Consider the following 21,567-nt stretch of genomic DNA (forward strand, 5'->3'; position numbering starts at 1 on the left):
TCCTAAACATAGGGGCGGACCAGTTCAGTTGGGGAGGCTCACTTCACCTTGATACACAAGTTCAACACCCGCGACGGCGCTACTTACCCAAAGCTATCCGACCGCAGAGACATCATCGTCATCACCGATGAAGCCCACCGCAGCCAGTACGACACACTGGCCTTGAACATGCGGAACGCCTTGCCAAACGCTGGTTTCCTTGGGTTCACCGGGACCCCCCTGATGGCTGGGGAGGAACGCACCCGCGAGGTCTTCGGTGACTACATCTCCGTCTACAACTTCGCCCAGTCCATCGCTGATGGTGCAACTGTCCCGCTCTACTACGAGAACCGTATCCCCGAACTGCAGCTAATGAATGAAGACCTGGCTGACGATCTCCAGCAGCTACTCGAAGATGCTGACCTCGATGAGGCACAGGAACGAAAGGTCGAGCGCGAGTTCGCGAGGGAATACCACCTGATCACAAGGGATGATCGGCTCGAGGCCATCGCGGACGATCTGGTCAAGCACTTCGTTGGTCGTGGCCAGCGCAGCAAGGCGATGATGGTGTGCATCGACAAGGCAACTGCGGTGAAGATGCACGACAAGGTCCGGGTGTACTGGGACAAACATCGTAAAGAGCTTGAGGCTGAACTCGCGACGGCTTCGGCAGAGGACAAGCCTGTTCTGGAAGCTCAGATTGATGTGATGAAGACCACTGACATGGCAGTAGTGGTGTCACAGAGCCAAAATGAGATCGCCGAGCTTGAAGCGAAGGGTCTCGACATTCGCCCCCACCGGAAGCGGATAGTTGAAGAAGACCTCGACGAGAAGTTCAAAGATGACAAGGACCCTCTGCGGCTGGTTTTCGTCTGTGCAATGTGGATCACCGGCTTCGACGTGCCGTCTTGTTCAACGATCTACCTCGACAAGCCAATGAAGAACCACACGCTGATGCAGACCATCGCACGGGCGAACCGCAACTACCCCGGCAAAGAAGCAGGGTTCATTGTTGACTACGTCGGTGTGTTCCGGAACCTGCAGAACGCATTAGCGATCTACGGTGGCGGCAACACTGAGACAGAGGAGCCGCCCATCAGGGACAAGAGCGATCTCGTTGAATACCTCCGGCACCTTGTCGCAGTTACCGTTGCTTACTTGGCCGAAAGAAAGATCGACGCCGCCGCTATCAAGCAGGCACAAGGTCTGGAGAAGGTCGCCTTGCTTGCAGATGCTGTGGAGGCCCTGATTGAGACGGACGAGGCCAAACGGGAGTACTTAGCCAAAGCTCGAGCTGTCTCCCGTGTGTACAAGGCTATCCTGCCTGATCCTGCTTCCAGCGAGTTTTCCCCCGACGTCGTTCTCATCTCTGTGCTTGCCGAGCGCATCCGTTCAATGATGCCCAAGCCTGACATCAAGGCAATCATGCAGGACGTGGAAGACCTTTTGGATCGTTCCGTCGCACCAATCCCCTACGAGACACCGGATGATCCTGAGGTAATAGACATCAGTCAAATCGACTTCGACAAGCTCCGAGAGAAGTTCGACACAGGGAAGAAGCGCACCGAAGCCGAAAGGCTCCGTGCCTTGCTGAACCAGAAGCTCACAGCGATGGTTGCCCGAAATCCAACTCGCACGGATTTCCTTGAGCGCTTCCAGAACCTGATCGACAGCTACAACAGCGGCAGCCACAACATCGAGGCGTTCTTCAAAGCCCTCGTGAAGTTGGCGGAAGACTTGTCAGAGGAAGAGCAGCAAGCTGTACGAGAGGGATTGTCAGAAGAAGAGAAAGCTGTCTTTGACATCTTGACGAAGCCGGAGCCGGAGCTGTCCGAGAAAGAACGCGATCAGGTCAAAGCAGTCTGTCGGGACCTCTTGCAGGCTCTGAAAGACGAAAAGCTGGTGATTGACTGGACCAAGAAGGAAAAGGCACGTGGCGCAGTACGGCAAGCGATTGAGGTAATCCTCGATGGTGGATTGCCAGACGCCTACGATGAGGCTGTGTTCAACGCCAAGTGTGACACTCTCTATCGACATGTCTTTGATGCCTATCAAGGTGGTGGTGAGAGCATCTATGCGGCTGCCTGAGCTGGATTAGGTACCACCATTGCAGAGTTAACCCTCACCATTGCAATGGAGCGGCGGTGGCGTTGATCTTCTGCTTTGTCTGAAGCGTCTTCAGCTTCGACCTCCCCCTCCAACAACGACATGATCAAGGACCAGCTCATGGCTCAAGCACCTGCTTTTGCCACTGGGTCGGCTTGTGCTTTGCTGCATGGGCCTGACTTGGTGGTACAAACACCATTAAGACCTCTCTATAGCGATTGTACCAGCCACAACTCAGGCGGCTTGGCTGATGCGACGACCACGTCCCTGATAGACACATTGACCCAACGTGGTGGGGGTCTGCCGCCACAGGGTGTCGCTACAGCCCTGCGAGAACTCGTCGCTACGATGGCGGCTATGGCTGACGGGACAGCGCCACCCAGCTTCTTCCTCTCCAGCCTTGATCCCGGGGTTGGGAAGACCACGGCATTGATCCACTTCGTCCAGCATCTCCTGAGGTCTGAACATCACCGCGATGTGTCTGTCCTGCTCTGCGTCTCGCGACTTGATGAGATCGCCCGGCTTGTTGAGGAGATTGGTCTTGATGGGGCTGACTTTGCGGTCTTTACTCGGAACAACGAGGTCAATCAGCTGAGTTCCACGCAGCCCAGAGAGGCCCGTGTTTTGTTCACCACCCACGCCATGGTCATGAGCCGTTGCCATGGTCGTCGCTTCCAAGACGTTGAGGTCTTCCAATACAGGGATGAAGTTCGTGCCGTTCGGGTTTGGGATGAGGCAATGCTGCCCATTGAGGTTGTGTCGCTCAGCACAGACCAGCTTGCGTCCTTGCGTGATCCACTGCGTCACACTCATCCTGCATTGGCCAAGCTAATCGAGGAGCTGGAACGTCAGCTTGTAGCGTCTTGTGGACGAGGGACCTGCACATGGCCCAATGTCGAGGAAGCTACAGGGATCAGTTGCTGGTCGGCGAGGCGAGGTCTGGAGCAGCGTCATGCTGCCTATCTCGACACCCTGTATGCTCTCTCAGGCCGCTGCGTACTGCTGCGTAAGCCCCACAACGCCTCCACGGTCATCACCGCGCTCGACAGCCGAGACGCGATCCCAGATGACCTTGCCCCAGTGGTCATCCTCGATGCTTCCGGACGTGTCCGTGCCACCTACGCGCAATGGAAGAAGGCAACAGGCAAGCTCGTGCGACTACCTTCAGCGATCAAGAGCTATCGAAACCTCACTGCCCAAGTCATGGACAAGGGGTCAGGCAAGACCGCATGGGCAAAGCATGGCTGTTCTCTGGCTCAGGAAGTCGCCCTTCTGATCGACAGCAAGCCGGACGAAGAGTGGCTGGTGGTCTACCACAAGGCAGTCAGTGGCGGAGGTATCCCGGACCTGATCAGAGGGCTGCTCAGCACGACCCCAGACCGTGTCAGCTTCCTCAACTGGGGCAGACATCAGGGGACGAACGAGTTCCGACATGTCCAGAACGTCATCCTCGCCGGGGCCAACAACTACTCGGAGGTGGACTACGAAGTGATGGCACGGTGTCACAGCCACATCAGGAACGACGAGAAGGTCACCAAAGCCTCCGTCCAAGAGATGGAAGCGGGGGAACACATGCATCACATCCTGCAGGCGCTGTGCCGATCAGCAGTGCGACAAGGCAGTGCCTCCGAGTGTGGCCCTTGCAACGCCTACATCATCGCTCCGAAGCAATCTGGTATCCGTGATCTCATCCCCATGGTCTTCCCCGGTTGCAAGGTCAGCACTTGGGAACCAACCAAGGTGAAAGCCACAGGGAAGGTGCAGCAGGCTCTGACCTTTGCAGAGAGACACTTCGAGGATCACCCGGATGAGGTCTTGCAGTTCACCTATCTACGGGCTGAGCTTGGTTATGATGCATCCAACTTCCGAGATCGCATCCGTAAGCACTCGGTCTTCAAAGCTGGGCTGGAGGCTCTGGACCTCGAAGAGACCACTGTCGGCAACTACCGCTACCGCAACGCTCTAGCCAAGAAGCCCCAGTCCTTTGGGCCAGTGGGCGGCTCCAGCTATCTCGCCGATGTTTGAGCCAGAAAAATGTGAGCGCCCTACCAATAAGAGGGGCGTTCGCAATACCCCCCATACACCTACAACGGCTCACGGCTGCAGTGACGACCATGGATCAGCTGCAGCGAAAGCAATGTGAGTGCGCTTCCGGGAACCGCACAGCAGTTCCGAGCCGGTCACCGTAGACCAAACCGTAGACCAGCTGGTGCCTGTTGACGAACAACCCCCACCTCGGATAGCCCTTGTTNTTTACTAAAGCTAGCAATACTTGTTTGCGTGTCTTCAATGGCAGGCTGAACTTCGTTCAATACTCGTCTTTGCGTCCGAAGATGACGTAGAGACGGCGTACCAGAATGCGGCGTATCTGGACCTTGGCACCATTTTCGGTGATGGGGACAAATCTACCTCTGCGCGGGGGCTGGTTTGGGTCGGCTATTAACCCCAATTGCATGTTGAACCGGCTTGGACGCAGTGTGTTGGCAGGGCAGTTGTCTTTGAGAACGCAGGCCAGTGGACGATTGGTTGGCAGACCGCTTGCGGCGAAAATGGGGTCTCCGACATGCAGCGATCCATCGCACCGTGCTTCGATAAAACCGGTATCGTCATCTGCCCAGCGCAGGCGCAGGTTGAACCGATGCCAGTCGCCGAACTGTTCGGGCGTGATGCAGGTGCGGCCCATGAAGGTTACACCATGTCGGGCATCGAGCTTCAGGTCAAAGAGCGGTTGTCCGCCCTCTGCACTCTCCCAGCGGGCCAGCACCAGCTGGCTATCTTCTCCGCGCGCCCTGCCCTGATAGCGCAGTGATGGGTCAATCCGGAACTCAAAGCTATAAAGGAACCGCTGGCCCAGTTGCCATTCCACCTGCTGCTCCCAGACTTTGCCGGTCTGGATGGTCGACCTCGTTGTCCTTGTCGCGCAGTCACTGGATCCGGTTTGGTCGGAATGCCGTGTGCATTGCCCTTGTTGGATCGAAAAGACGATCTCCCCGCCCCTGCTTTCCGGGGCCGAGACCGAGCGCGGGTTGATGCTGAAATGCGGAGGGACCCAATCGGGCAAGCTTGCTACCACGCTCTTTGCATCCGCTGCACCGGGCGTTTGCCCGACCGAGGCCGTGCCGGATTCCATCAAACCGTTTGGCGCACTCGTCTGGCAAGCGGCAAGTAGAAAGGCGAAGAACACGGCGTATCGCATGACAGGCCCTTTGTCGTCAGTTGGCTACTCAGCTGCTGGCGCGAACCGAGGGTTCACGAGACACCGCTCACCGAGACCTGCCGCGCGGCGCCGGGAAAGGGGATCATCCGGCCCAGATCCTCGTCATAGAGCTTCCAACGCAGGCATTTCACCCCTTCGATAAAGCTGATCTTCTCGGACTGGATCAACCCGCGGGCCTCCAGATCCTCGTGGGCTTTGCGGATCTTGTAACCCGGGATCTTGGCATTCAGGTGGTGCAGATCGTGATAGGCGATGTCCATTGTCACCACATCGAACAGCCGCCCCCAATCCAGCACCGAAGACCCCTTGAGCGCGGCTTGTTCGAAATTGAGTTCGGGTTTCCGGCCCCAATGCACATGTTCGAAATTGTGCAGCACATAGGGGATCAGCCCGCCAAATGTGCAGGCAATATAGATCGACCCAATCCAAACCCAAATGCCGGGCCAACCCGCATACGCCCAGACCGAATAGCCCAAGCCCGCCAGCAGAAGATTGTGCAGCACCAGATCCCAGACCCCGGTTTTGAACCCATAGAGCGGCATACGGCGCAAGATGGCATAAAGGATGAACGGTCCGATCGCGACAAGGATGAATGGGCTGCGATAAATCCGGTAATAGAGCCGCTGTCCCAAACTGGCCTTGTTCCATTCCGCCAATGTCATCACCTCGATTTCAAACGCGTCACGGCGGTTCAGATCGGCAACATAGCGGTGATGCAGATTGTGCTTATAGCGGGTGGCTTGATACGGCGTCATGGCAATCGGGGAGAGCAAGGTTCCAACAACGTCATTCATGCGCCGACTGGTAAAAAAGGCCCGATGCAAGCAGTCGTGCTGGATCATATAGATCCTAAGCCCCATCGCGGCGGCAAGAATCATGAAGGGCACCATCAGCCACCATGTTCCGATCGTCGATAGGGCAAGAACCAAGGCCACGACGTAAAGCCCAAGGCTAATCCCCAACTCCCACCATGCGCGTGTGTCGTCGGCCGTCGCATAGCGACGCGCGACCGAATGCAGCGTGATTGGTCCCTCTGACATTTCCCCTCCCAGTTTTTTGTTGTTTCTGGGGTTCTCCTTCACGTTAGCAATCTGACGGGTTTTCAATCAAGTGCGACGGTCGCTGGCCTTCGCGGCGATGCGGCGTTACAGAAGTTTTGTATTGCCGACACAAAGTTGTTGGGAAACGCCCATATCCCCCCCTCGAAACGAAGGGGGCGACATGCTGCAGATTACAAACCTGACCAAAGCTTTTGGCGACAAGCGCGCGGTGGACAATGTGACCATTTCGGTCGAGCGTCCCTGCATGATCGGCATCATCGGGGCCTCTGGCGCCGGCAAATCGACGCTGCTACGGATGGTCAATCGACTGGCGGATCCCACCGAAGGCCAGATCCTGTTTCAAAACAAGAACGTCACCCGCCTGAGTGGTGCGGCGAAACGGGAATGGCAGTCGCAATGCGCGATGATCTTCCAGCAGTTCAATCTGGTGCCGCGTATGGATGTGGCCTCGAACGTGCTGCATGGCACGCTGAACCGCCATTCGACATTGTCGACCCTGTTCAACCTATTCCCGAAGGCCGACATTCACCGCGCCATCGAGATCCTCGAGCGTTTGGGCATTGCCGAACACGCCGCCAAACGGGCCGAGGCCCTGTCCGGCGGGCAACAGCAACGCGTGGCGATTGCCCGTGCGCTGATGCAGGATCCGTCGATCATTCTGGCCGACGAGCCCATCGCCTCGCTTGACCCGATGAACGCACAGATCGTGATGCAGACCCTGCGCCGCATCCATGACGAAGATGGCCGTCTGGTCATCGCCAACCTGCACACGCTGGATACTGCGCGCCGCTATTGCGACCGCGTGATCGGCATGCGCGCAGGCCGGGTTGTCTTTGACGGCACCCCCGAACAACTGACGGCCGGTGTGGCCCGCGACATCTATGGCGCTGACGACACGTTCAGCGAAGCGGCCACATCCACCGAACTGGGCGTTCTGGACGCAGCCTCACAGGCGGCATCCGAAGAACGCACTCCGTTTTACCTGCCCTGATCAACTTGAACCGAACAATCGATGGGACAGGGCGCCCATCAGGAGAAATCCAAATGAAAAAGCTTCTTGCTCTTGCACTGACCACAACCGCTCTGGCCGCTCCGGCCATGGCTGCGGACATCACCGAGTTCCGCATCGGCATTCTGGGCGGCGAAAACGCTCAGGACCGCCTGAACAACAACGAATGTCTGCGTGAATACACCGAAGAAACCCTGGGCGTTGAAGCCAAGCTGTTTGCGCCTGCTGACTATAACGGTGTGATCCAGGGCCTTCTGGGCGGCACCATCGACATGGCGTGGCTGGGTGCGTCGGGCTATGCCAAAACCTTCCTGTCGGACCCGGAAGCGGTCGAGCCGGTTCTGGTGAAAGTGAACACCGATGGCGGCTATGGCTACTTCTCGATCGGCTTTGCCCGCAAGGACAGCGGCATCACCAAGCTGGAAGACCTGAAGGACAAGACCTTCGGCTTCGGCGACCCCAACTCGACCTCGGGCTACCTGATCCCGTCGATCGAAATCCCGCAGCAGATCAACGCCTCGATGGAATCGGGTGACTATTTCGGTGAAGTGAAATTCACCGGCGGTCACGAGCAAACCATCGTTGCTGTAAACAATGGTGACGTTCAGGGCGGCGTGACCTGGGCTGACGGTCTGGGTGAATGGGAAGACGGCTATCAGTCGGGTGCTCTGCGCCGCGCTGTGGATGCCGGTCTGGTCGACATGAACGATCTGGTCGAGATCTGGCGTTCGGCCCCGATCCCGGAAGGCCCGGTTGTGCTGCGCAAAGCCCTGCCCGCCGATGTGAAAGAAAAGATGACCGCGCTGATGGCTGGTCTGGCCGAGAAAGACCGCGAGTGCTTCTACGGCGTAGCCGCTGGTGAAGCCCGCGCTTTCGAGCCGATCACCCATGACGCTTACGAAGTGATCATCGAAGCCCGCAAGCTGAAATCGAAATAAGCGATTTTCAACAAGCTGCTGGCGGGTCCCGCGATGTCGGGGCCCGTCTTTTCAAACGAGGTGGGGCCATGAGCAATATCGAGCATATCAACCAGACCTACATGGACATGGTCCGACGCAAACGCCTCTATGGTGGCATCATGCTGGCGGTGTTCGTGGCTTTGATGCTGGCGGGCTTCCGCACGGCGGATTCGCGCAACGCCGGCAGCTTCATTGATGGCTGGCATCGCTTCTTCGACTTCCCCGGCGAGGTGCTGGGCGAAGCGGCCGGCAAACTGGCCGAATTCCCGGCCCATTTCGCGCAATATGCCCCCTCGCTTCTGGAAACCATCAATATCGCGGCGGCGTCGACCCTGCTGGGCGCATTGGGCGCGGTGATCCTGTCGCTGCTCGCCACCAGCGGCATGGCCCGCTGGCCCCGCCTGATCCCCGTTTTCCGCCGCGTTCTGGACATCATGCGCGCGGTGCCCGAGATCGTGATCGCCTTGGTGCTGATCTTCGTCCTTGGCGGCGGCCCGGTGCCCGCCATGATCGCCATTGCGTTCCACACTGTGGGCGCATTGGGCAAGCTCTTCTCGGAAGTGAACGAAAACGCGTCGCTGAAACCGGTCGAGGGGCTGACTTCGGTCGGGGCAAGCTGGGCGCAACGCATGGTTCTGGGCGTGATCCCGCAGGTCGCGCCGAACTATCTCAGCTATGCGCTGCTGCGCTTTGAAATCAACATCCGCGCCTCGGCCATCCTTGGCTTCGTTGGCGCAGGCGGCATCGGCTACGAGCTGAAGAACGCCATGACCTGGGGCAAGGGCCAATATGACGAGGCCGCAGCGATCTTCCTGATGCTGTTTGTCACCATCGTCGTGGTGGACCAATTGTCCTCTACCCTGCGTGACCGCCTGACCCACGGCAAGAAATCCAACATGATCGGAGCACAGGCATGAGCACCGCGATCCTCACCCCCGCCGAAGCCACCGCAGGCCTGATCCGCGATACCGACGCACTGTTTGCCCGCAAGCGGATCGTTGCCCTCGCGATCCCGGCACTGATCCTCGCCTACTTCGCGTATATCTTTGTCGCCTTCGACATCGCCGGGCTGCGCGAGCGTGCCAGCTTGGACAATGCGATGACTCTGGTCAGCGACAGCTACTCCTACAAAACCCACGTGGCCCGCGACAATCGCTCGGGCGAGGTGTCCATTGCCATTGAGGGCGAACGCAAAGGCGCCTATCCGGATGGGACGTCGCCTGACTGGGTCACCCTTGGCGACGACACGGTCATCACCCTACCCAAAGGCCACGAGGTGCTGTTCTTGGCAGATGGCACGGTGCGCTATGACATTCCGGGCTACGGCCTTGTCACCGCCGACCCCGGCCGCAGCGGCGTGAACGCAGTTCTTCCCGCCGGTGACGTGCCGGACTGGATCAACGCATCCAAGAACCGCCTTGCCATCAAGACCGAGGCCGGACGCCTGACCATCACCCGCAACCGCACCGAAGTGTTCCGCTACGCAATGGGGTGGGAGCTTTTCTTCTTCACCCTCGACAGCCCCTATCACGGGCTTGGTCCGGTCACGCTGGCCCAACGCGCAGCCAACGGCGAAGCGGGTGCCATTTGGTCCGACTTCTGGAACAACCGCATGTGGCAACACCATCAGGTGGCCTGGGCGATTTTCGAAACCATCCTGATGGCCTTCCTTGGTACTTTCGGTGCCGCCATCGTGGCCCTGCCACTGGCCCTGCTGGCCGCCCGCAACTTTGCACCCTTCGTTTGGGTCCGCATGGTGACACGCCGTGTCTTCGACTTCTTCCGCGGCGTGGACGCGCTGATCTGGACCATCGTTCTGGCCCGCGCCTTCGGCCCCGGCCCCTTGACCGGCGCACTGGCGATCCTGATCACGGATACTGGAAGCTTCGGCAAAATGTTCTCTGAAACGCTCGAAAACGTGGACGGAAAGCAAATCGAGGGCATCCGCTCGACCGGTGCCAAACCGCTGCAAACCTACCGCTTCGGCGTCCTGCCGCAGATCACCCCGATCTTCCTGTCTCAAGTGCTTTACTATCTGGAATCCAACACCCGCTCCGCCACCATCATTGGCGCGATCACCGGGGGCGGGATCGGCCTTCTTCTGACGCAAGCCATGATCACCCAGAAAGACTGGGAAGAGGTCGCCTATTACATCACCCTGATCATCCTGATGGTGATGTTGATGGACTGGTTCTCGGGCTGGCTGCGCAAACGCCTAATCGGCGGGCAGGAGAGCCACTGATGCCCAAACTGTCCCCCGACGCCCCCGTCCTGCATCCCGATTGCGAGATCCATAACAGCACTTTCGGGCGCTACGTGGAAATCGGTCGGGGCACACGGCTGGTGAATGCGCAGTTCGGCGACTATTCCTATTGCGACCGCCACGCGGATATCGCCAATGCGCAGATCGGCAAGTTCGCCAATATCGCCGCAATGACCCGGATCGGCGCAACGGATCACCCGCTGGACACGGCATCCTGCCACCATTTCCTCTATCGGTCCGAATACTACTGGGACAATGTGACAGCAGACGAGGATTTCTTCGCCCGCCGCGCCGCCCGCGTCGCCCATATCGGCCATGACACATGGATCGGCCACGGCGCGATGGTGAAACCCGAGGTCTCGCTGGGCCACGGGGCCGTGGTGGCCTCGGGCGCCATCGTGACCAAAGATGTTCCGCCCTACACGATTGTCGCAGGCGTCCCAGCCGCACCCATCCGCGCACGCCAACCAAAACAGGTTGCCGAACGCCTTATGGAACTCGCCTGGTGGGATTGGGATCACGCCCGCCTGCGCGCCTCGCTCGAAGACTTCCGCACCCTCAGCGCCGAAGCTTTCCTCGAAAAATACGCATAAGTTTTCGCCCTTCCTCTTGCCCAAAATACCTCGGGGTGAGCGCGCTTGCCGCGCGAGGGGCAGCGCCCCTCTCAGGCTCATCACAGATGAGCCACCGCCGCCGCGCAGCCTAAGGCAACGCCGCGGGCCATTCCGATGTCTGCTTACTCGGCCGCCAAGGGCATCGCGCTGCCCATCCGGGTAAACCGATGCGCCGCCTCGCCGGCCAGATAGGTGATCCGCCCACCCGAGATCGTCGCCTCAACCCGGCGCGTATCGCGATTGATCACCGTCAGATCCGCACGCTTTCCGTATTCAATCCGACCACGATCAAACAGACCCAGAATATCCGCCGGGTTCGACGAGATCATCGCCCAAGCCTCGGGCAGCGTTCGGATGCCATCATCCACCAGCCGGAAGGCCGCTTGGGTCAGGGCGGGATAGTAATAGTCGCTGACCAAAGCATCACACAGCCCGCGCCGGATCAGCTGCTCGGCGGCGATATTGCCCGATTGCGAGCCACCACGCACCACGTTAGGCGCGCCCATGATCACCGGATCGCCTACCGCATGCGCCGCGTGGGCGGCCGAGGTCGAGGTTGGAAATTCGCAGATCCGCGCGCCGATCATCGAGTACCGCTCGCGCGTGTCCCCATCGGGATCGTCATGACTGCCATAGCTCACACCAAGCTGATCGAACCGCTCGGCCAATCGGCACAGATGGCGCGGAACTTCGCTGGACCGTGCGCGCGCGGCCTCGACCGCGTTCATCAGCTCATTGGGCTGCAAGCCCAGCTTATGCGCCCAGACATCCAGCGCACCCGAACGGGTTGCCGACAGTTTGAGCGCTTCATCAAGGTGGTCGTTGAACACCACATAGTCGATCTTGTGCCGCTTCACGGCCTTCTGCAGCCGGTCGGCCGTGTCGACCGTATGCGTCTCGCACCGCAGCTGTACGCGCAGATCGGTATGAGTGCGCGACTGATAACAACTCATCGCCTCTAAAAAGCGTTCTGCCGCCTCCGGGCCACGATGCCCGCCTTCCCAGCTCCAACCATGGGCGAGCCATGCTGTGGTCACACCCGCCGCTGCCGCATCCGCGTCGGTTGCACGAAGGGCCGTTTCCACTGGGAAATGCACGCCGATTCGCGGTGCCATGTGCCGTTCAAACGCATCGCCATGCAGGTCGATGACGCCGGGCAAAATCCAATAGCCGGACAGGTTCACCTCGGGCAGCGCGCCTTTCGAGATCCGCCCGTCCTGTATGACGACCGACCTTTGCTGCATCTCGCGGTCCCGCAAGATGGTTGCATGGGTCATCCGAAAGGACGGCAGGGGCTGGGTTTGGGATGATACGCTCGACATACCAGGCCTCATTCATTGATTGGGCCGTTCCTAATCGCGCGCTGTATCGTGGATGTGACGCAAACGTATCACTTCCGTAACGTTAGGCTGTGTGCCCACCGTCAAGCGTCAGCGTGACGCGGTCCCCAGCGAACCAAGTCAAGCCAAGCTCGACCGGGATGCCGTCGCCATCCACGTTGATGCCTTCGGAAAACAGCGCCGGTGCCCCTTCGCGCAAGCCAAGGTGGCGCGCTTCAGTGGCGGGGCAGGATCGGGCCGACAGACGGGTCTCCGCGCGGGTGTAGTCCGCAACCCCGTGATGGGCGAGCGCCGCTGTGACCGAGTTCGTATCGCTCAGTGCCTTCTGCATTTCAGGAAAGCGATCTGCCGGGAAGACGCTGCGAAAGACCGCAATCGGGTGGCCGTCCGACAGGGACAACCCGTCATAGACATGCACCGATGCGCCCTCATCCAGCTTCAAGGCTTGTGCTTCTTGCGCGTTGGCGCGACGGGTCTCGAATGCCAGCATCTGCTTGCCGGGGATCTTGCCTGCCGCCTTGAGGTTTTGGTGAAACCGTACCCGCGCACCAATGGGGTAATCCGTCGGCGCATGCTGCACAAACACCCCCGCCCCGCGGCGCGAGATCACAAGATCCTGCGCGGCCAGCTCGGCCAGTGCCCGGCGCACCGTGTGGCGGTTCACACCAAACCGCGCGGCCAGCGCGGCCTCGGTCGCCAGCTTGTCACCCGGCCCATAATGCCCCTGCCGGATTTCGTCCTTCAGGGTGGTCTCGATGGTTTTCCAGATGCTCATGCCCGTGGGACCCTCTGCCAGCTGTCACGAAAGTTTCACAACACTTTCCTTGCCAGAAATGCGCGAATCCGTGATTATTTGTCTAGAAGTATAGATATATAGACAACTTGACAAGGTGTCTGCATGACAATGGACATGAGAAACGAACTGCCACCCGCTCAGGCCGCGCGCAAAGCGTGGCTCAGCCTGATGGCAAAGGCGCCAGACAGCGCGATGCTTGCGCTGTGGAACGCACAAAACTGCACCCCGAGCTTCACGTGGCTGCGCCGCCCCGAAACTGGAACCGTGATGGTGCGCGGGCGCGCGGGCGGCACAGGTGCGCCCTTTAATCTGGGCGAGATGACGGTGACCCGCTGCACGGTTCAGCTGGACAACGGCACCGTGGGCCACGGCTACGTGCAAGGCCGCAGCCACGACAAGGCCCGCGCAGCCGCACTGGCGGACGCGATGATGCAAGGCGACGCGGCAGAGGCGCTGCAAAGCGCGTTCCTAACCCCGCTGTCCCAACAGCTTGCTGCCACTAAGGCCAAACGCGCCCGCAAGGCGGCCGCCACCAAGGTCGATTTCTTTACCATGGTCAGGGGGGAAGACTAATGCTTGCGACCGCCACCAGCACCTCCGCCATGCAGGGCGGGTTTAAAGATGTGCCCACCGAAGCCGCGCGCCAATTCCGCGCCATCATGAACGCGATTGCCCGCCCCGGTCGGATTGAAGCCGTGGACGGCGCCACGCCCCCTGCCCCCATGTCGGTGGCCGCAGGTGTCATGGTGCTGACGCTGTGTGACCCGGACACCGGCCTTTACCTTGCCGGGGATCACGACACCGCAGACATCCGCGCGTGGGTGCAGTTTCACACGGGCGCCCCGATCGTGTCGGCTGAGAAAGCCGATTTTGCGATTGGCCACTGGGACGCTCTGGCACCGCTGAATGCCTTTTCAATTGGCACGCCGGAATATCCCGACCGGTCGACCACGCTGATTGTCGAGATGGACGCGCTATCGACGCAAGGTGCCGCGCTAACCGGCCCCGGGATCAAAGACACCGCACGCCTGTCTCTGCCCGATACGGAGGCCTTCCAGCGCAACGCGCTGCTCTTCCCGCTGGGATTGGATTTCTTCTTCTGCGCGGGCACCCGGCTGGCCAGCCTGCCGCGCACAACCAAAGTGACTGAAAGGGGGGCAAGCTAATGTATGTCGCCGTAAAAGGGGGCGAGCGCGCCATTGATAATGCGCATGCCTGGTTGGGCGAGGAACGTCGCGGAGATCACGATGTCTCGGAGCTGTCCGTCGCCCAGATCCGCGAACAGCTGTCGCTGGCCGTGAACCGCGTGATGGCCGAAGGCTCGCTTTATGATCCCGACCTGGCCGCGCTGGCGATCAAGCAGGCACGCGGAGACATGATCGAAGCGATCTTCCTGATCCGCGCCTATCGCACCACACTGCCGCGCTTCGCAGGGTCCGAGCCGATTGCGACCGAGAAGATGGCCTGCGACCGCCGTATCTCGGCCACGTTCAAGGACGTGCCGGGCGGGCAGATCCTTGGGCCGACCTTCGACTACACCCACCGTCTGCTGGATTTCAAACTGGCAGCCGAGGGCGGATTATCCGACGCCCCAGAAGGCGACGCGCAGCAGGGTGACGTCCCGCATGTGCTGAGCTTCTTGGATGGCGAGGGGCTGATCCAGCAGGAAAAACAGGGGGCCAATACGCCGCCCGACCTGACGCGCGAACCGATGGAATTGCCTGCCAACCGCCCCTTGCGCCTACAATCCTTGGCGCGCGGGGACGAGGGCTTCTTGCTTAGCCTCGCGTACTCGACCCAGCGCGGCTATGCCCGCAACCACGCCTTTGTGGGCGAGCTTCGCATCGGCGATGTGCCGGTCGAAGTCGAGATCCCCGAGTTGGGCTTCGCAATCGAAATCGGCGACATCACCGTCACCGAATGCGAAACCGTGAACCAGTTCACCGGCTCGAAAACCGAATCTGCACAGTTCACCCGTGGCTATGGCCTTGTTTTCGGTATGTCGGAACGCAAGTCGATCTCGATGGCGCTGGTGGACCGCGCACTACGCTGGGAAGAGCTGGGCGAAGACAATCTGGGCGCCGCCGCACAAGACGAGGAATTCGTGCTGTCGCATTGCGACAACATCCAGGCGACTGGATTTTTGGAACACATCAAACTGCCCCACTATGTCGATTTCCAGTCGGAACTGGAACTGGTGCGCAAACTGCGCCGCGACACGATGGCCGGGGCGGACAGCACACCCGCACAGGAGGCGGCGGAATGACCGACTATAACTTCGCCTATCTTGACGAACAGACCAAGCGGATGATCCGGCGGGCAATCCTGAAGGGACTCGCAATCCCCGGCTATCAGGTGCCGTTTGCCAGCCGTGAAATGCCGATGCCGTATGGCTGGGGCACGGGCGGCGTGCAGGTATCCGCCGCGACGCTGACACCCGAGGACGTGTTCAAAGTCATCGACCAAGGCGCGGATGACACCACCAACGCCGTGTCGATCCGCAAGTTCTTTCAAGCCACGGCAGGCGTGGACACCACGGAAGAAACGGATAAGGCGACCGTCATTCAGACCCGCCACCGGATCCCCGAGGCCGCGCTGAACGAAGATCAGATCCTCGTCTATCAGGTGCCAATCCCCGAACCCCTGCGCTTTCTGGAACCGCGCGAGACGGAAACGCGGAAGATGCACAGCCTTGAAGAATACGGCCTGATGCATGTGAAGCTATACGAGGACATCGCACGCCACGGAGCGATTGCCACGGCCTATGCCTATCCGGTTAAGGTCGAGGGGCGCTATGTGATGGACCCGTCGCCGATCCCGAAATTCGACAACCCGAAAATGACCATGCCCGCGATCCAACTGTTCGGCGCGGGACGGGAACAGCGCATCTATGCCCTGCCCCCCTATACCGAGGTCGTCAGTCTGGATTTCGAGGACTACCCGTTTGAAGCATCAAAAGCCGACCACAGCTGCGAGCTGTGCGGCGCCGATGACAGCTATCTGGACGAGGTGATCGTCGATGATCAGGGCGGGCGCATCTTTGTCTGCTCGGACACGGCCTATTGCACCGCGCGACAGGCCGCACAGCAAGACACTCCCACACCCCAAGCTCAGGAGGCCGCGGTATGACGCTGCAGAATTCTTCCGACGCGTTTCGGTCTGAATATACCGACCACTCCGCCCCCCACCCGCTGCTGCGTGTGGTCGATATCGAGAAATGCTATGGCCAGCGCATTGGCTGCACCGGCGTGAATTTCGACCTCTACCCCGGCGAAGTGATGGGGATCGTGGGCGAAAGCGGCTCGGGCAAGTCGACGCTGTTGAACTGCCTTGCCGGGCATCTGGAACCGGACCAGGGCGAGGTGTTGTTTGACACCCGCGATGCCGGTCTGGTCGACACCGTGACCATGGCCGAACCTGAGCGGCGCATGCTGTCGCGCACCGACTGGGCCTTCGTGCACCAACACGCCCGCGATGGGCTGCGCATGTCGGTCTCGGCCGGTGGCAATGTTGGCGAACGTCTGATGGCCGTGGGCGCACGCCACTATGGCCAGATCCGGGACGAGGCGATTGACTGGCTTGGCCGGGTCGAGATCAATGAGACCCGCATTGACGACCGCCCGTCGGCGTTTTCAGGCGGAATGCAGCAGCGCTTGCAGATCGCCCGCAATCTGGTCACCGGGCCGCGACTGGTGTTCATGGACGAACCAACGGGCGGCTTGGACGTCTCGGTACAGGCGCGTCTTCTAGACCTCTTGCGCGGTTTGGTCCGTCAGATGGGTCTGTCGGCGATTATCGTCACCCACGACCTTGCCGTGGTGCGTCTGCTTGCCGACCGGTTGATGGTGATGAAAGATGGGCATGTGGTGGAAACCGGCCTGACCGATCAGGTGCTGGACGACCCGCAGCACGCCTATACGCAACTTCTTGTCTCTTCCGTTCTGCAGGTGTAACGCCATGATTTCCATTCAAAATGTCGAGAAAAGCTTCACCCTGCACAATCAGGGCGCGGCGGTGATCACGGTGATGAGCGACGCCAATGTCGAGGTCACACCGGGCGAGTGTGTGGCCCTTGCCGGCGCGTCTGGCGCGGGGAAATCCACCTTGATGCGGATGATCTATGGCAACTACCTGACGCAGTCCGGCTCGATCCGCGTGGACGGGGTCGAGGTCGTCGGCGCGAACCCCCGCGACGTGCTGGACCTGCGCCGTACCACGCTGGGCTATGTCAGCCAGTTCCTGCGCGTGGTGCCCCGTGTGCCGACGCTAGACGTGGTGGCAGAACCGTTGCTGGCGCTTGGTGAAGACGAAGGTGTCGCACGGGACAAGGCCGCCACCCTTCTGGCGCGGCTAAATATTCCCGAACGGCTCTGGTCGCTTAGCCCGACCACCTTTTCAGGTGGAGAACAGCAGCGGGTGAACATTGCGCGTGGCTTCGTGCATCCCTACCGCGCACTTTTGTTGGATGAACCCACGGCCAGCCTTGATGCCCAGAACCGCGAAACGGTGATGTGCCTGATTGAAGAGGCTAAGGCGCGTGGCGCGGCAATCGTGGGGATTTTCCACGACGAATCCGCCCGTGATCGGGTCTGTGACCGGGTTCTGGACGTGACAAGTTTCCTGCCAAAGGGGGACGCGTGATGGCCGTCGCACCCGGACGTCTGATCGCCGTCGTCGGCCCGTCGGGCGTCGGCAAGGATAGCGTGATGGAGGCGCTGGCCAAGGCGACAGATTTCCACCTTGTGCGGCGCGTGATCACCCGGCCCAGCGCAGCGGGTGGCGAGCAGTTTGACGGCTGTGACGAGGCCACGTTTGATGCAGATCTGGCCCGTGGCCGGTTCGCACTGCACTGGCCTGCGCACGAATTACGCTATGGCATTCCGAAAACGGAACTGGCCTGTCTGGATCAGGGCCGAAATGCGCTGGTTAACTTGTCCCGCAAGGTGCTGACAGAAGCCCACGCGGCCTTTTCCGGGTTTATCGTGGTGAACCTCAGCGCTAGTCCCGAAGTGCTGGCGCAACGCCTTGCCGCACGCGGGCGCGAAAGCGCTGATAGCATCGCCAAGAGGCTTGCGCGGCAGGTGGACCTGCCCGGCGGACTGACCGTGATCAACGTGGTGAATGACGGCCCGCTGGACGACACCGTCAGGACGATCCTTGCAAGCCTCTCCGATCAGGCTGTCGCGGATGCCCCCAGCGCGATGCGAGAAATCTCATGAAACCGGCCCTCTGCATCTTCCCCCACAAGGGTCAGATCCCCCACCACGAAGGGACGCGGCAGGATCGGGGCCACCAAAGGTGCCAATACGTCGCGCACCTGCGCGGCGCGGTTGGGGTCCAGCTTGCCAGACAGGGTCAGGTGGAACTTGAACTCGTCAAAGACGTAAGGGTAGCCCCATTTCACCAGCATCTCGTCCTGCGCGGGCGTCAGGCCCGCTGCGCGGCGGCGGGCCAACTCGGCGTCATTGGCCGGCGCGCGGAACGGATCGAGCTTGGCCACCATATGACCCGCCAAAGCGGCCAGCGGTGCCTGATCCCCGTCGATCACCAGCGCCAGAAACCGGCCAATTTGGGCCAGCTTCAATCCGTCCAGCGTGACCGGGGCGACCTGACGTGCGGCACGTTGAAACGCCTGCAAAAGCCCTTCTGCATCGCAACCTTCCGCCAGACGAAAGGGCGGCTTGATCGTGCCATGAAACCCGTATTTGCGCGGGGTCTGGGTGATCTTGGCGATCTCCGTCTGCGACAGATCCGGCAGGGTTTGGTGGGGAACTTCGCGACCTGTAACCAAGTCCCATCCCAACCAGCTGGCCCCGAAGTCAGCCAGCGCGCCCTGTGGCGCCGTGTAGTATATCGCATAGCGTTTGAACTGCATTTCACCCTCTTCCGGTCCGATTGTGCTATTCAAAATCGGCCCTTCTCTGACAGTAAAGCGTGACACTCAGATGACACAGACATTCACCCTCGCCAACGCCAAACTTGTTCTGGAAAACGAGGTTATTACCGGGGCCTTGACCGTGACCAACGGCAAGATCACAGCCATTGACCAAGGTACCCAAGTGCCGCAGGGCGCCGAGGACTGCTTTGGCGACTATGTCGCGCCGGGCTTGGTCGAACTGCACACCGACAATCTTGAGCGGCACATCCGCCCGCGTCCCCGGGTGGACTGGCCGCATGACGCCGCGATTGTCGCCCATGACGCCGAGCTCGCCTCGGTCGGGATTACCACTGTGTTCGATGCGCTGCGCGTCGGCTCGATCCATTCGGATGGGCGCAAGAACTATGGCAAATATGCCCGTGCGCTTGCCGATGAAATCCTGTCGCTGCGAGCCAAAGGCGGATTGAAAATCTCGCACCATCTGCATTTGCGCGCCGAGATCTGCTCGGAAACCCTGCCCGAAGAACTGGCCGAGTTTTCACCCGACGACCGCGTGGGCATTGTCAGCATGATGGACCACACGCCCGGGCAACGGCAGTTCACCGATGTCAGCAAATTCAAGGCCTATATCCAAGGCAAATACGCCATGCAGGATGCCGAGTTCGAGGAATACATCGCCTTTCTAACCGGGCTGCAGGATAAGCTGGGTGTGGCGCATGAACGGGCCACGGTGGACCATGCCGCACGTCTAGGGGCGACCCTTGCCAGCCACGATGACACGACCGCAGAACAGGTTGCGACCTCGGCGGGCTATGGTATCCATCTGGCCGAATTCCCCACCACGGTCGAAGCCGCGCGCGCCAACCATGGTGCGGGTATCGCCAACATCATGGGCGCCCCCAATGTTGTGCGCGGCGGATCGCATTCCGGAAACGTGGCGGCGTCTGAGCTGGCCGAACTGGACCTCTTGGACATTCTGTCGTCGGATTACGTGCCCTCGTCGCTGATGCTGGCCGCCCTTCAACTGGGGGACATGTGGGGCGACATGGCTCGCGGTCTGGGAACCGTCACCCATGCACCCGCCCGCGCGGTCGGACTGGAAGATCGGGGCGCGATTGCCATCGGCAAGCGCGCAGACCTGATCCGGTTTGCCCGCTTTGAACACGCGCCCGTCCTGCACGGCGTGTGGTCCGAGGGGCGTCGGGTCGGGTAAGGCACGATGCCCAGGCCCTATCACGCCATGGCCGGTCCGGTACTTTCGCGCGAGATCAGCTCGGCCGTCACCAAGGTCGTGCTGGCAGGCGCGTCGGGCTGTTCGAGACGGGCAAGCAAGGTTTGCGCCAGCTTCTGCCCCAACTGATACGGATGGACCGCCAGTGTCGACAACGGAGGAGTCGAGACATAGGCATCCTGAATGTTGTCAAACCCGATCACAGACACGTCGCGCCCGGGCACTTTTCCTTGGCGTTGCAACGCGTGGCAGGCGCCCAGCGCAACCACGTCACCGTTGCAGACAAGGGCCGTCACTTCTGGATGTGCCGCAGTCAGCGCGAACATCGCATCCATCCCGGACATCTTGTCATCCGGGGCTTCCCAAACGATGGGCGGCCCAAGATGCATCTCGTCCAGAATGCTGGTGTAGCCCTCGATCCTTTCGTTGCGCACGTCTGCATTCGCATCCCCACCGAAGAACGCGATATGGCGGTGACCGAGGTCCGCAAGATATCGGGTCGCCTTTCGTGTGGCGTCCCGGTTCTTGATCCCCACATGGTCCAGCCCCTCGATCCCCGAGGACCGCAGAAATGTCACCGTCGGAATGCGATGGGTTTTTAATAGCTGCTCGGTGTCATCGGTGGTTTCCGCCGCCGGCACCCAAAGCAACCCCGCGCGCGAGCTTTTGATGAAGGCTTCCAGATTGCGCTTCTGACGTTCCGGATCGTCTTGGGAATCCAACACGGATACCAGATAGCCCTCTTGCTCCAACCGGTCGCTCACCCCGCTGATCACTTCAGCATTAAAGGGGTTGGAAATGTGATGAATGATCATCCCGACTTCGCGCAACCGCCCGGACCGCATGGACGCTGCGCGTTCGTCCGGCACGTAATGTAAGGCTTTGGCAGCAGCCAAGACTTTCTTGCGGGTCGCATCCGAAATTCGCCCGGTGCCGCGCATGACCTGACTGACCGTAGCCTTCGAGACTCCAGCAGCTTTCGCGACGGTATCAAGCGTGGGTTTGGGCGACATTCGATTCGGACTTCTAGGTAAAACGATATATCTATATGCATATCCAAAACTGCACATTGCGCAAGCACGAGGTGCATTTTCCCCTTTAAAACTTGGCGATA

At 60.3% G+C, this 21,567-nt stretch carries 22 protein-coding genes and 1 pseudogene; 16 read left to right on the forward strand and 7 right to left on the reverse strand.

What is annotated here, in order from left to right:
- Nucleotides 1–45 precede the first annotated feature (45 nt).
- Both EOL43_RS15565 and EOL43_RS15570 read left to right on the forward strand, forming a co-directional pair.
- Nucleotides 46–399, forward strand: a pseudogene (locus tag EOL43_RS15565) (DEAD/DEAH box helicase family protein); the annotation flags it as partial.
- A gap of 177 nt (nt 400–576) precedes the next feature.
- Nucleotides 577–2,067 carry a type I restriction enzyme endonuclease domain-containing protein gene (locus tag EOL43_RS15570; protein ID WP_338068775.1) on the forward strand — a complete coding sequence of 497 codons (1,491 nt, stop codon included), beginning with the start codon at nt 577–579 and terminating at the stop codon, nt 2,065–2,067.
- A 252-nt stretch (nt 2,068–2,319) separates the two neighbouring features.
- On the opposite strand, the gene EOL43_RS08345 is transcribed toward EOL43_RS15570, so the two are convergent.
- Nucleotides 2,320–2,553 carry a hypothetical protein gene (locus EOL43_RS08345; RefSeq protein WP_133487458.1) on the reverse strand — a complete coding sequence of 78 codons (234 nt, stop codon included), beginning with the start codon at nt 2,551–2,553 and terminating at the stop codon, nt 2,320–2,322.
- Between the two features lie 9 nt (nt 2,554–2,562).
- Here EOL43_RS08345 and EOL43_RS08350 point away from each other — a divergent pair, with 9 nt between their 5' ends.
- A complete protein-coding gene (locus EOL43_RS08350; protein WP_133487460.1) occupies nt 2,563–4,110 on the forward strand; it encodes a hypothetical protein in 1,548 nt (515 codons plus the stop codon).
- A 283-nt stretch (nt 4,111–4,393) separates the two neighbouring features.
- On the opposite strand, the gene EOL43_RS08355 is transcribed toward EOL43_RS08350, so the two are convergent.
- Together EOL43_RS08355 and EOL43_RS08360 are read right to left on the reverse strand one after the other, a co-directional pair.
- Entirely contained in the window at nt 4,394–5,215 is an 822-nt protein-coding gene (locus tag EOL43_RS08355; RefSeq protein ID WP_133487462.1) for a polysaccharide lyase family protein, read from the reverse strand.
- 119 nt (nt 5,216–5,334) lie between these two features.
- Complete coding sequence (locus EOL43_RS08360) at nt 5,335–6,342, reverse strand: fatty acid desaturase (RefSeq protein WP_133487464.1); 1,008 nt, start codon at nt 6,340–6,342, stop codon at nt 5,335–5,337.
- Nucleotides 6,343–6,523: 181 nt separating this feature from the next.
- Between EOL43_RS08360 and phnC the strand changes: the two genes are divergently transcribed.
- The 5 genes from phnC (at nt 6,524) to EOL43_RS08385 (ending at nt 11,187) form a co-directional block, all read left to right on the forward strand.
- A complete protein-coding gene (gene phnC / locus EOL43_RS08365) occupies nt 6,524–7,354 on the forward strand; it encodes a phosphonate ABC transporter ATP-binding protein (protein ID WP_133487466.1) in 831 nt (276 codons plus the stop codon).
- A 53-nt stretch (nt 7,355–7,407) separates the two neighbouring features.
- Complete coding sequence (gene phnD / locus EOL43_RS08370; protein ID WP_133487468.1) at nt 7,408–8,310, forward strand: phosphonate ABC transporter substrate-binding protein; 903 nt, start codon at nt 7,408–7,410, stop codon at nt 8,308–8,310.
- Between the two features lie 68 nt (nt 8,311–8,378).
- The gene (gene phnE / locus EOL43_RS08375; protein WP_133487470.1) at nt 8,379–9,248 is read left to right on the forward strand and encodes a phosphonate ABC transporter, permease protein PhnE; all 870 of its coding nucleotides are present in this window, start codon (nt 8,379–8,381) and stop codon (nt 9,246–9,248) included.
- The gene (gene phnE / locus EOL43_RS08380; RefSeq protein WP_133487472.1) at nt 9,245–10,573 is read left to right on the forward strand and encodes a phosphonate ABC transporter, permease protein PhnE; all 1,329 of its coding nucleotides are present in this window, start codon (nt 9,245–9,247) and stop codon (nt 10,571–10,573) included. Before phnE (EOL43_RS08375) ends, phnE (EOL43_RS08380) begins: the two co-directional genes overlap by 4 nt.
- Nucleotides 10,573–11,187, forward strand: a complete 615-nt coding sequence (locus tag EOL43_RS08385) for an LbetaH domain-containing protein (protein ID WP_133487474.1) — start codon at nt 10,573–10,575, stop codon at nt 11,185–11,187. Before phnE (EOL43_RS08380) ends, EOL43_RS08385 begins: the two co-directional genes overlap by 1 nt.
- 143 nt (nt 11,188–11,330) lie before the next feature.
- On the opposite strand, the gene EOL43_RS08390 is transcribed toward EOL43_RS08385, so the two are convergent.
- Both EOL43_RS08390 and phnF read right to left on the reverse strand, forming a co-directional pair.
- Nucleotides 11,331–12,530, reverse strand: a complete 1,200-nt coding sequence (locus EOL43_RS08390) for an alpha-D-ribose 1-methylphosphonate 5-triphosphate diphosphatase (RefSeq protein WP_133487476.1) — start codon at nt 12,528–12,530, stop codon at nt 11,331–11,333.
- Between the two features lie 82 nt (nt 12,531–12,612).
- Nucleotides 12,613–13,323 carry a phosphonate metabolism transcriptional regulator PhnF gene (phnF, locus tag EOL43_RS08395; protein ID WP_133487487.1) on the reverse strand — a complete coding sequence of 237 codons (711 nt, stop codon included), beginning with the start codon at nt 13,321–13,323 and terminating at the stop codon, nt 12,613–12,615.
- A gap of 123 nt (nt 13,324–13,446) precedes the next feature.
- Here phnF and phnG point away from each other — a divergent pair, with 123 nt between their 5' ends.
- The 7 genes from phnG to phnN are packed head-to-tail and all read left to right on the forward strand — an operon-like array spanning nt 13,447 to nt 18,563.
- Nucleotides 13,447–13,917 carry a phosphonate C-P lyase system protein PhnG gene (gene phnG / locus EOL43_RS08400; protein WP_240686501.1) on the forward strand — a complete coding sequence of 157 codons (471 nt, stop codon included), beginning with the start codon at nt 13,447–13,449 and terminating at the stop codon, nt 13,915–13,917.
- A complete protein-coding gene (gene phnH / locus EOL43_RS08405) occupies nt 13,917–14,510 on the forward strand; it encodes a phosphonate C-P lyase system protein PhnH (RefSeq protein ID WP_133487491.1) in 594 nt (197 codons plus the stop codon). The genes phnG and phnH overlap by 1 nt, the downstream gene beginning before the upstream one ends.
- Nucleotides 14,510–15,610, forward strand: a complete 1,101-nt coding sequence (locus EOL43_RS08410) for a carbon-phosphorus lyase complex subunit (RefSeq protein WP_133487493.1) — start codon at nt 14,510–14,512, stop codon at nt 15,608–15,610. The genes phnH and EOL43_RS08410 overlap by 1 nt, the downstream gene beginning before the upstream one ends.
- Nucleotides 15,607–16,473 (forward strand): alpha-D-ribose 1-methylphosphonate 5-phosphate C-P-lyase PhnJ, encoded by an 867-nt coding sequence (locus tag EOL43_RS08415; protein WP_133487495.1) that lies wholly within the window; start codon nt 15,607–15,609, stop codon nt 16,471–16,473. Before EOL43_RS08410 ends, EOL43_RS08415 begins: the two co-directional genes overlap by 4 nt.
- Nucleotides 16,470–17,297 (forward strand): phosphonate C-P lyase system protein PhnK, encoded by an 828-nt coding sequence (gene phnK, locus EOL43_RS08420; protein ID WP_133487497.1) that lies wholly within the window; start codon nt 16,470–16,472, stop codon nt 17,295–17,297. The genes EOL43_RS08415 and phnK overlap by 4 nt, the downstream gene beginning before the upstream one ends.
- Nucleotides 17,298–17,301: 4 nt before the next feature.
- Nucleotides 17,302–17,985 (forward strand): phosphonate C-P lyase system protein PhnL, encoded by a 684-nt coding sequence (gene phnL / locus EOL43_RS08425; protein ID WP_133487499.1) that lies wholly within the window; start codon nt 17,302–17,304, stop codon nt 17,983–17,985.
- Nucleotides 17,985–18,563 carry a phosphonate metabolism protein/1,5-bisphosphokinase (PRPP-forming) PhnN gene (gene phnN, locus EOL43_RS08430; RefSeq protein ID WP_133487501.1) on the forward strand — a complete coding sequence of 193 codons (579 nt, stop codon included), beginning with the start codon at nt 17,985–17,987 and terminating at the stop codon, nt 18,561–18,563. The genes phnL and phnN overlap by 1 nt, the downstream gene beginning before the upstream one ends.
- Here the strand turns inward: phnN and EOL43_RS08435 are convergent.
- Entirely contained in the window at nt 18,518–19,252 is a 735-nt protein-coding gene (locus EOL43_RS08435; protein WP_338068773.1) for a DUF1045 domain-containing protein, read from the reverse strand. The genes phnN and EOL43_RS08435 overlap by 46 nt on opposite strands.
- Before the next feature lie 37 nt (nt 19,253–19,289).
- On the opposite strand from EOL43_RS08435, the gene EOL43_RS08440 reads away from it, so the two are divergent.
- The gene (locus EOL43_RS08440) at nt 19,290–20,435 is read left to right on the forward strand and encodes an alpha-D-ribose 1-methylphosphonate 5-triphosphate diphosphatase (protein ID WP_133487503.1); all 1,146 of its coding nucleotides are present in this window, start codon (nt 19,290–19,292) and stop codon (nt 20,433–20,435) included.
- A gap of 20 nt (nt 20,436–20,455) precedes the next feature.
- Here the strand turns inward: EOL43_RS08440 and EOL43_RS08445 are convergent, their stop codons facing one another.
- Complete coding sequence (locus tag EOL43_RS08445) at nt 20,456–21,466, reverse strand: LacI family DNA-binding transcriptional regulator (protein WP_133487505.1); 1,011 nt, start codon at nt 21,464–21,466, stop codon at nt 20,456–20,458.
- Nucleotides 21,467–21,567 lie beyond the last annotated feature (101 nt).

The organism is Aliiroseovarius marinus, assembly GCF_004360145.1.
Classification (GTDB): domain Bacteria; phylum Pseudomonadota; class Alphaproteobacteria; order Rhodobacterales; family Rhodobacteraceae; genus Aliiroseovarius; species Aliiroseovarius marinus.